This is a genomic window from Delftia sp. CH05 (genome assembly GCF_009827015.1).
In the GTDB taxonomy this organism is placed as follows: Bacteria; Pseudomonadota; Gammaproteobacteria; order Burkholderiales; family Burkholderiaceae_C; genus Comamonas; species Comamonas tsuruhatensis.
The window spans coordinates 1-8225 of the sequence record NZ_WUMG01000081.1 but is presented as its reverse complement, the minus strand read 5'-3'; the positions used below and the strand labels follow the sequence as shown (position 1 = coordinate 8225).

Below are 8225 nucleotides of genomic sequence, written 5' to 3'. Positions count from 1 at the left end.
GTGCAGGCGGGGCTGCCCGCGCGCCGGGTGGGGCGCCGTCAGGAGCGGCGAAGGCGCCCCGGCCGCGCTAGCTGCGCGCGCCTTCGCTGGATTGGGCGGATTCGGCCGCCTGGGCTGCGCGGTGCGCTGCGCCTTCGTATTGCGAGGACGGCATGGCGTCCAGCTGGGTCTGCAGCAGCTTGCGCTTGATGTGCGTGCTCATCGGCAGGATCACCATGGGGTTGGGGATGGCGCTGGGGCTGATGGTGCGGTTGATCTCGGTCACCGCCGAGAACACATGGCCGCACTCGAAGTTGCGGCACTGGAAGATGGTCTCGCGGCTGGTGCTGGTCAGCTGCAGGCTGGTGCGGGTGTAGGCGTGTTCGTTGCAGTGGGGGCACATCATGCGCATGGCAGGCTCCTGGGGGCAGTTGGGATCGAAGACAAGGCGGTGAACAGGGCGGCGCGGGTGGCTATCGCGCCTGATCGGCCTGGGGCAGCGGCGGCATCTGCTGCTCGTACTGCTGCATGCCCATGCGGTACAGCTTCAGCGCGAAGTTGGAGGCGCTGCGGCTTTCACGGCTGGCATAGCGGGCGTGGCGTTCGCGTTCGGATGCCGTCATGCGCAGTGGCACGGGCCTGTCATGAAGCACCGGATCCGCAGGGATACCGGGCACGGCTCTGGGGGAGTGCATGGCTGTCATGTAGTATTTGGGATGGTTTGGATGGTTTGGTTACACGCTGACTGCATCATTGCTCGAAATTTCGAGCATGTCAATTGATGAATAGAAGAAATTTCGATCACATCGGTGAAAGGCTGAGGCAAGAGCGTCTGCGTCTGGACGTGGCGCAGCTCGCCATGGCAGACGCCTGCGACGTCTCGCGCGGCACCCTGGCCACCTGGGAGAAGGGCGAGCAATCGCCGAATGCGGCTGCCCTGGCCGTGATGGCGGGCCTGGGCGTGGATGTCCTGTATGTGGTCACGGGCCAGCATGCGAACGCATCGGTCCAGACCCTGGCGCCCGACGAGCGCGAGCTGCTCGATTGCTACGGCCGGGCCGACGATTCGGGCCGCGCCGCCATCATGGCCGTGGCGACCCTGGCCGCGCGCTGAACGGCCTGCGCCGGCCGCTCCAGGACGCGCTCTACCCGCCCCTCTCGCTCACTTGGCGCGTGTCTCCAGCGTCAGCTTGGAGGTGAAGCCGGCGTCGCCCAGCTCATGCTGGATCTTGACGACCAGCCACGGCGTGTCATCGATCTCTGCCTTGAATCCCTGCAGCTTCAGCGGCGTCTGCGGCATCAGGTCGGGCCGCGCCAGCGCCAGCTTCAGGCCCATGGTGGCCTTGGCGCGGTTGATGCGGCCCATCTCGGCCTTGGCGGCGGCCTGCGCCTCGGCCTCGCTGCCGTAGGTGTCCTTCAGGCGCTTTTCGTTGTCTTCGGCGCCCTGCGTGGCACTGCGTTTTTCGGCGCGATCCGCGTCGTTCCAGTACGCGCGAACGCCGCTGTAGTCGTTGCGCGCGGCCGTGTGGTAGGCGTGGCTGTCGCCCTCGGCGCGCGTGAGCGTGGCGGCCTCCACGGTCTGGCCGGCAGCGGTGATCTTGCTGTCGATGGCGATGAAGGCCAGCTTGCCCTTCTTGACCGTGCACACGGCATCGTACTGGCGCGCCAGGCGGCTGCAGAAGTTCAGGTCGCTTTCGTGGGTCTGGTCGATGTGGTCCACGCGCAGGTTCTCGAACTGCGCGTCCACGCGCACCTGCAGGCCGTTGCGCTGCGCAATGCTGCGCACGATCTGGCCCAGCGTGCTGTTGTGGTAGCTGTGCTCGGAGCGCGTGCGCAGCTGGCGCTTGAGCTCGGCCGAGCGCGCATGCACCACGATTCTGTCGGGCGCACCCTGGTGCTCCACCTCGTCCACCTCGTAGGTGCCCTTGTCGACCAGGCCATGTCCGGCCCAGCCCAGCTTCAGCGCGATCTTGGATCCCTTGCCTGGCAGGGCCAGGCGCCCATCGCTGTCGTCCAGCGTGATGTCCAGCTTGTCGGCCTCTTCGCCGCGCGATTCGGACAGCGTCAGGTTCATCAGCCGCGTGTCCACCTGACTGGTGATGTTGCGCCCGTCCAGGACGATTTCGTACTGGGGCTTGGCGTGCAAGTATTCCTGCGTGGCCATCAGATCCACCATTCCCAGAAGTCTTCATCGGGCCAGGGATCGACGCCGCCGCCGCCTTCGGCCAGGTGGTCGTCCACGCGGGCCAGCTTGAGATCGAACTCGATGCGGCGCGGCTTGCCGCCCGGTGTGTAGTGCGTGCCGGTCTGCTGCAGGCTCTCGATGACCCAGGCGCCCAGGATGCTTTCGCCGCCCACCAGGGCCCATGCCTTGCCCTGGTCGGCCATTTCGCGCAGGTCGTCCAGCGACTTGGCCGTGCCCCGGAACTCGGGTGCGAGCACGCCGGTCAGGCCCAGCGTTTCATCGCCTGGGCCCAGCGACTGGCGGGCGGGGCGCGCGCCCACGCGGCTGTTGCTCGGGTGGCGCCAGGTGCTGCTGCGCACCAGCTTGTCGAATGCCAGTGTGTCGATGCCGAAGGCAAACTGGCCCAGTGTGATCAGCATGCTCATGCTCCTCAGTCGATGTCCGACAGCTGCGACAGCACGCTGGAGCGCTTGGCCATGTCGCGGCGGTCCAGCTCGGCGGCCACGGCGCGGGCAATGGCCTGCGCATCCTGGCCGGGCGCAGCGTTGACGGTGATATGGATGGTGGCGCCGGCCACCGGGGCCGGTGCCGGCGCGGGTGCAGCGGCGCTGGCCAGCGGCGGGCGGCTGTCGATGCGCACGGCGCCCGTGTCGGCCATGGCCGGCATGGCGCCCGTGGCCAGCGTGGCCGCCGTGGCTGCAGCAGCGACACCCTGGCGCAGTGCGCCGGCGCGGCCCTGGTCGGGTGCCGACGCATCGCCGGACTTGAACCATGAGCCCACCGACGAGGCCAGGCCGCTGATGCCCTTGCCGGCCAGGTCAGCGACCACGCCGAACAACCCGCCCGTGGCGCCATCGAGGCCGGCCTTGCCGGCCTCCAGCAGCGTGCCGCCGACGCCCTTCCAGTCGCCGGCCTTGAAGGCGGTGGAAAGGCCGTCCCAGTTCTGCATGATCGAGCCGCCCGCGCCCATCAGGCCGCCTGCGAGCCGGCCCATGGGTGTCATGCGCACCAAGCCCATCAGCGATGCGGCTGCACCACCCAGACTACCGCCCAGGCCACTGCCGACGGCTCCTGCGGCCCCCAGGCCGGCGCCCAGCAGGCCCATGACGGCGCCCGCACGGCCCTTGCCTGCACCGCCGCCGAAGATGCGGCCTGCAGCGCGGCCCGCGCCGGCCAGGGCGGTGCCTATGCTGCCCATGGCAGCGCCGCGGCCCATCATGGCCAACGACAGGACCACGGCTCCCAGCCCGCGCCTGAGCACGCCCGCAGCGTTGCTGGCCATGCGCAAGCCTCCCGACAGCAGACCCATGGCTCCGCCACCGCCGCTCATCATGGACAGGGATAGGACCACGGCGCCCACGCCGCGCCGGAGCACGCCCACGGCATTGCTGGCCATGCGCATGCCGCCGGCCAACAGGCCCATGGCACTGCCGCCACCGCCCATCATGCCCAGCGACAGGACCACGGCCGCCAGGCCGCGCCTGAGCACGCCCAAGGCCCCGCTGCCTGCGCCCATGGCCGCACCCAGCAGGCCGAACACGGTGCGCGTGAGCAGCAGCGGCGCCAGCAGGCCGAACAGCACGCTGCTCACCACGCCGACGCCTGCGATCAGCAGGCCCAGCACGGCCACGATGCGCAGCGTCCACTGCACGATCTGGGGATGCTCCTTGACCCAGGCACGCATGCCTTCGGTCATCTCGCGCAGCGTGCCCAGCACGGCCTTGAGGTCGGACTCGATGGTCGAGCCCATGTCGCTCAACAGGCCGTTGTAGCTGTCCTTGACGGACTCGTATTGGGCCGAGACCGAGTCCTTCAGGATGGCCACGCGCCCATCCAGATCCGCCTGTGACTTGAGCTGGGAGGCGATCTGCTGGTAGCCGCCCGGGCCCTGCTGGAGCAACGCCTCCAGGGCCTTGCGCGTCTGCGCATCGCCGCCCGCCAGCTTGTCCAGCGCAGCGGCGCGCAGCTTGTCGCTGCCCAGGCTCTGCAGCTTTTGCAGCTGGGCCATCATCTGCTCGGTGCCGCCGAACTTGCCGCTGGCGTCCTTGAAGTCCAGCGACACGCCCTGGCTCGCGAGCATCTTGTTGGCCTGGCCCAGTTTGGCCGGGTCCATGGAGTTCTTGACCAGGTTGCCCACGGCCTTGCCGGCGGCCTCGCCGCTGATGCTGGCGTCGTTGAGCATGAGCAGCAGCGGCGCGAACATCTGTCCCGACCTTGCGCCCTGCTGCCCCAGCTGCGGCAGGGCCTTGCCGATGGCGTCCAGGCCCTTGACCATGCCTGTGGGGTCCAGTCCCAGGTGGGAGGTGCGCTGCACCGTGTCGGCCAGTGCGGCCATGTCGCCCGCGCTTGCGCGGGTGGTCTGCTGCAGCTGCGCCGCGAACTCGCCGGCCTCCTTGGCGGGCATGTTCAGCACCGCGCCCAGGTTGGCCGCCTGCCGGGCCACTCCGCCCAGCACATCCTGCGAGGACACGCCCTGGCGCTGCAGCTGGTTCATCATCGCGATGTAGTCGGCCGTGCTGCCGGGCATGTCGGTGCCCAGGCTCTTGGCCATGTCCAGCACCTGCTGGTAATCGGCGCCCGGCTTGCCGTTGCTGCCCGCCATGGTGGCGCGCAGCTGTGCGGCGGCCTGGTCGTCGGTCATGAAGGCCTGGCTCACGGCGCGCACGGGCGCCAGCATCTTGCCGCCCGTCTCGCGCAGCGCCTGGCCGCGATCGGCCAGGGTCTTGCTCTGCTCGCGCAGGGCGTCGATCCTCTCCAGCCGCTGGGCGGCCGGTGCCACCACCTTGCGCTGCTTTTCCATCTGGGCCGTGGTGGCGCGGATGTCGTTGTGCAGCTTGCGCTCGTGCGCGGACAGGTTGCCCGTGTCCACGCCCGCGCCGCGCAGGCCTTCGCGCATGTCCATCAGGCGCGATCGCTGCGTGGCGCGCAGCAGCGCCAGGCGCTCCTCCTCGACCTGGGCCGAACGCAGCGCGCGCAGCATGGCGCGCGAGGGCTGCTCGCCCGCGCCCGATTCCAGCCGCAGCTGGGCCATCTGCTGGCGCGCGCCGCGCAGCCGTGCCGTGGTGTCGGCCAGGCCGCTGCGCAGCGCGCGGTAGTCGCCCAGCTGGGCTTGCTGCTGCTGCAGCTTCTTCAACTGGTCGACCGTTTCCTTGAGTTCCCGGGCCGTGTTGCTGCTGGTTCTGCCCAGCAGCGCCAGGGGCTGGTGCACGCGCTCGGCCTGCTTGAGCACCTCGTCCAGGCGCAGGGTGTCAACGGCCATGGAGGGCTCCCTGGCCGGTGCGGTGTTGGCGTTGGGTGGAGGTCATGGGCAAGGGGCGTGCAAGAGAGGGGCGAGAGGCGGGCGATGGAGTGGAGGTGGTGCTCAGTCCTGGCTCAGTCCTGGCTTTCGTAGCGCTCGCGCGCCCGTTCATGCCATTGGCCGAGTTCGGCCAGCGACATGTCCTCCATGTCCGCCGGCCGCCAGTGGAAGACCATGGCCAGGTCGGCCATGGCATCCTCTACGCGCTCGGGAATTGCTCCCTCTGCGCCTTCGGCACCAAAAAAGAGGCCACCTCCGTACCCAGGGTCACCAGGTCGGCGGGGTCCAGCTGCAGCACCTCGGCCTTGTGCAGCATGGGCTCGGTCACGCGCGGCAGCAGGGTCTGCAGCGCGGTCACGTTCATGTGCAGCAGCTCGACCAGCGACAGGCCGCGCAGCGCGCCGGCATTGGGGCGGCGCACCAGCACCCGGGCCAGGTCGCCGCCGGGGCGCTTGAGCGGCACGTCGAGCGTGATCTCGCGCGCATCGCCCGATGCGAGGGCGGCCGCATTGGCGGCAGCCTGGTTCTGGAGGTCTTCCTGGGGCTTGGTGGTATCCATGGTGTGTCAGCGTTCGGGTGAAGGGAAAGTGAGGACCGGGCCGGCCGGCCCGGGGGCCCGGTGAGGCCCGGTGAGGTCAGGTCAGACGAGCCAGGCTCAGATGCCCAGCGCGGCGCGGACCTGGGCCAGGCGGTCGATGCCGTTGACGACTTCGACGAAGTTGACCGGATCGATCTCGATCAGCACCTGGCCGTTGATGGACAGGCGGTAGTAGCTGACGGCCAGCTTGTACTTGATCTCGGTCTTGTCGCCGGCCTTGGCCTTGCCGGGGTCGAACTCCGAGAAGCGGCCACGCATGACCACTTCCAGCGAGTCCACGCCTTCGCTGTCATCGCCCTGCAGGGCGCCGGCGAAGCGCAGCAGCACGCCGTCGTGGCGCAGCGTGCCCCAGGTGGAGATCAATTCCTTCATGTAGCCGGCAGCGGTCAGGTCGGCCTCGATGGCCTCCATGCCGAAGTCCAGGCTGACCTCGCCGTTCATGCCGCCGGCGCGGTACTTCTCCATCTTGCGGGTGAGCTTGGGCAAGCCCACTTCGGGCATGTCGCCGATGTACGAGTTGCCATCCACGAAGGTGGCGAAATTCTTGAGAGAGCGGGGCAGTCCCATGGTGCTTTTCTCCTGTGTATCCGATGTGTTCGGTGTATTGGGTGTGTCGGGTGCGGCCGCCGCTTACTGGCCGGTACCCACGCGCAGGGCGAAGTCGGCGAAGTAGCGATCGGTGATGCGCTGGCGAAAGCCCAGGTCCTCCAGCGGAGGCACGGGCGTGTAGTCGTAGTCCAGCACCAGCTTGCCGGCCTTGAGCGTGGCGGTCTCGTTGACCGTTTCGTCGTACCAGGCCTTGCCGTCCAGGATGTAGCCCAGGGCCTTCAACTCGCGGAACTTGGTGTTGATGCCTTCCAGGATGTCCTTGACCAGGCTGGGGTGCATGGGCTTGTCCACGGCCCAGAAATGCGCCTCGGCCATGGTGTCGGCCAGCACCTGCGCGGTGCGCACGCTGGACTCGAAGCGGAACAGCTCGCTGTCCGTGCAGGTGCGCGAGCCCCAGAAGCGGTGGCCCTGGCTCTGAATCAGCGTGGTGATGCCGGCCTGGTTGAGGATGCCGGCCTCGGTATCGGGGCTTTGCAGGTCCCAGTGCACATCGCGCGAGATGCCCAGCACGCCGGACAGCGGCACGTTGGACAGCGTCTTGTGCCAGCCCTGCTCCTGGTCGATCCGCGCGCGCAGGCCCAGGGCGTAGGCCACGGGCGAGGCGTCCTGCACGGCGGCGGTGGACAGATCCAGCGCCTTGAAGCCGGGCCACAGCAGCATCAGTTCACGCTGGCCGAAGTGCTCGCGGTAGGCCTGGGCCTCGGCCACATCGTTGCCGATGGCCGCTGCATACGCAAAGCCGCGCAGCTTGATGGCCACGGACGCCAGCGCGTCGGTCACGGCCTGGCTGTCCAGGCCTGGCGCACCCAGAATGCGCGGCTTGACGCCGAGCTGTGCCTGGGCCGCCAGCAGCGCCTGCAGGCCCGTGTACTGGTTGCCGGCGGTGGTGCCGATGACCTTGGCGTCCTGGTCGGTGCGGCGCTCGGCCTCGGTGGCGCCTTCGCCATCGGCCACGCGCACGACGACCAGCACCGGGCGGCACTGCTCCTTGATGGCGTTCAGCGCCTGGGCCAGCGTGCCCTTGGTGCCGGCCTTGCCGATGGCCGCATCGACCTTGGTGACCAGCACCGGACGGTTCAGCGGGAAAGTGGCCGCATCGGCGTCGCTGGCCGTGGCCACGAGGCCGATCACGGCCGTGGACACGATGCGGATGGAATTGATGCCTTCGCTCACTTCCGTGACGCGAATGCCATGATGGAACGGGGCTGTCGCCATGGTGTTCTCCGGGTTGGGGGTGGTTGGGCCGTGGGGCTGTCGTCAAAAAGGGGTGGTCACGGCTGTTCGTGGGCTTGTACGGGGCCGTCCAGGATCTCCTGGGCACGCCCCGCGGCGATGAGTCCGAAGGCCTCGAACCGGCGCAGGCTGTCGGCCAGTTCGGGGTCGTCAAGATCGAGTTGCCGCGCCTGCTCGATGTCCTTGAGCAGCGAGCGCAGCGTGGCCGCGTTGAGCCGGTCGGCCTCGCCCGCCTCGGCACGGTCCACCACGGCCCACTCCAGCGCCGTGCGCTCGACCACGGTGAAGCGGCGGCGCAGGGCGTGGGGGGTGATGTGGCGGGG

10 protein-coding genes and 1 pseudogene are annotated in these 8225 nt (G+C 69.0%); 1 reads left to right on the top strand and 10 read right to left on the bottom strand.

Annotated features, from left to right (window positions below; translation table 11 throughout):
• Nucleotides 1–67: 67 nt before the first annotated feature.
• Both GRX31_RS29805 and GRX31_RS29800 read right to left on the bottom strand, forming a co-directional pair.
• Nucleotides 68–391, bottom strand: coding sequence for an ogr/Delta-like zinc finger family protein (locus tag GRX31_RS29805; RefSeq protein WP_012204500.1), 324 nt, complete (start codon nt 389–391; stop codon nt 68–70).
• Between the two features lie 61 nt (nt 392–452).
• Nucleotides 453–674 (bottom strand): hypothetical protein, encoded by a 222-nt coding sequence (locus tag GRX31_RS29800; RefSeq protein WP_224986487.1) that lies wholly within the window; start codon nt 672–674, stop codon nt 453–455.
• 86 nt (nt 675–760) lie between these two features.
• Here GRX31_RS29800 and GRX31_RS29795 point away from each other — a divergent pair, with 86 nt between their 5' ends.
• Nucleotides 761–1093 carry a helix-turn-helix domain-containing protein gene (locus GRX31_RS29795; RefSeq protein WP_012204502.1) on the top strand — a complete coding sequence of 111 codons (333 nt, stop codon included), beginning with the start codon at nt 761–763 and terminating at the stop codon, nt 1091–1093.
• A 48-nt stretch (nt 1094–1141) separates the two neighbouring features.
• Here the strand turns inward: GRX31_RS29795 and GRX31_RS29790 are convergent, their stop codons facing one another.
• From GRX31_RS29790 to GRX31_RS29755, 8 genes and pseudogenes are all read right to left on the bottom strand, one after another.
• Nucleotides 1142–2155 carry a contractile injection system protein, VgrG/Pvc8 family gene (locus GRX31_RS29790; RefSeq protein WP_160856153.1) on the bottom strand — a complete coding sequence of 338 codons (1014 nt, stop codon included), beginning with the start codon at nt 2153–2155 and terminating at the stop codon, nt 1142–1144.
• Nucleotides 2143–2583: a phage tail protein gene (locus tag GRX31_RS29785; RefSeq protein WP_160856151.1), complete on the bottom strand. Its 441-nt coding sequence runs from the start codon at nt 2581–2583 to the stop codon at nt 2143–2145. Before GRX31_RS29785 ends, GRX31_RS29790 begins: the two co-directional genes overlap by 13 nt.
• Nucleotides 2584–2594: 11 nt before the next feature.
• Nucleotides 2595–5423 carry a phage tail tape measure protein gene (locus tag GRX31_RS29780; RefSeq protein WP_160856149.1) on the bottom strand — a complete coding sequence of 943 codons (2829 nt, stop codon included), beginning with the start codon at nt 5421–5423 and terminating at the stop codon, nt 2595–2597.
• 113 nt (nt 5424–5536) lie between these two features.
• Nucleotides 5537–5653 (bottom strand): GpE family phage tail protein, encoded by a 117-nt coding sequence (locus tag GRX31_RS29775; protein WP_012204506.1) that lies wholly within the window; start codon nt 5651–5653, stop codon nt 5537–5539.
• 8 nt (nt 5654–5661) lie between these two features.
• Complete coding sequence (locus GRX31_RS29770) at nt 5662–6021, bottom strand: phage tail assembly protein (protein WP_012204507.1); 360 nt, start codon at nt 6019–6021, stop codon at nt 5662–5664.
• Between the two features lie 96 nt (nt 6022–6117).
• Nucleotides 6118–6627 (bottom strand): phage major tail tube protein, encoded by a 510-nt coding sequence (locus GRX31_RS29765; RefSeq protein ID WP_012204508.1) that lies wholly within the window; start codon nt 6625–6627, stop codon nt 6118–6120.
• 63 nt (nt 6628–6690) lie between these two features.
• Nucleotides 6691–7884, bottom strand: coding sequence for a phage tail sheath subtilisin-like domain-containing protein (locus tag GRX31_RS29760; RefSeq protein ID WP_016450710.1), 1194 nt, complete (start codon nt 7882–7884; stop codon nt 6691–6693).
• 56 nt (nt 7885–7940) lie between these two features.
• Nucleotides 7941–8225, bottom strand: a pseudogene (locus GRX31_RS29755) (hypothetical protein); the annotation flags it as partial.

Coding starts and splice junctions, on each gene's coding strand:
- GRX31_RS29805 (WP_012204500.1), bottom strand. CDS start 391: ATGCGCATGATGTGCCCCCACTGCAACGAACACGCCTACACCCGCACC.
- GRX31_RS29800 (WP_224986487.1), bottom strand. CDS start 674: ATGCACTCCCCCAGAGCCGTGCCCGGTATCCCTGCGGATCCGGTGCTT.
- GRX31_RS29795 (WP_012204502.1), top strand. CDS start 761: ATGAATAGAAGAAATTTCGATCACATCGGTGAAAGGCTGAGGCAAGAG.
- GRX31_RS29790 (WP_160856153.1), bottom strand. CDS start 2,155: ATGGTGGATCTGATGGCCACGCAGGAATACTTGCACGCCAAGCCCCAG.
- GRX31_RS29785 (WP_160856151.1), bottom strand. CDS start 2,583: ATGCTGATCACACTGGGCCAGTTTGCCTTCGGCATCGACACACTGGCA.
- GRX31_RS29780 (WP_160856149.1), bottom strand. CDS start 5,423: ATGGCCGTTGACACCCTGCGCCTGGACGAGGTGCTCAAGCAGGCCGAG.
- GRX31_RS29775 (WP_012204506.1), bottom strand. CDS start 5,653: ATGGCCGACCTGGCCATGGTCTTCCACTGGCGGCCGGCGGACATGGAG.
- GRX31_RS29770 (WP_012204507.1), bottom strand. CDS start 6,021: ATGGATACCACCAAGCCCCAGGAAGACCTCCAGAACCAGGCTGCCGCC.
- GRX31_RS29765 (WP_012204508.1), bottom strand. CDS start 6,627: ATGGGACTGCCCCGCTCTCTCAAGAATTTCGCCACCTTCGTGGATGGC.
- GRX31_RS29760 (WP_016450710.1), bottom strand. CDS start 7,884: ATGGCGACAGCCCCGTTCCATCATGGCATTCGCGTCACGGAAGTGAGC.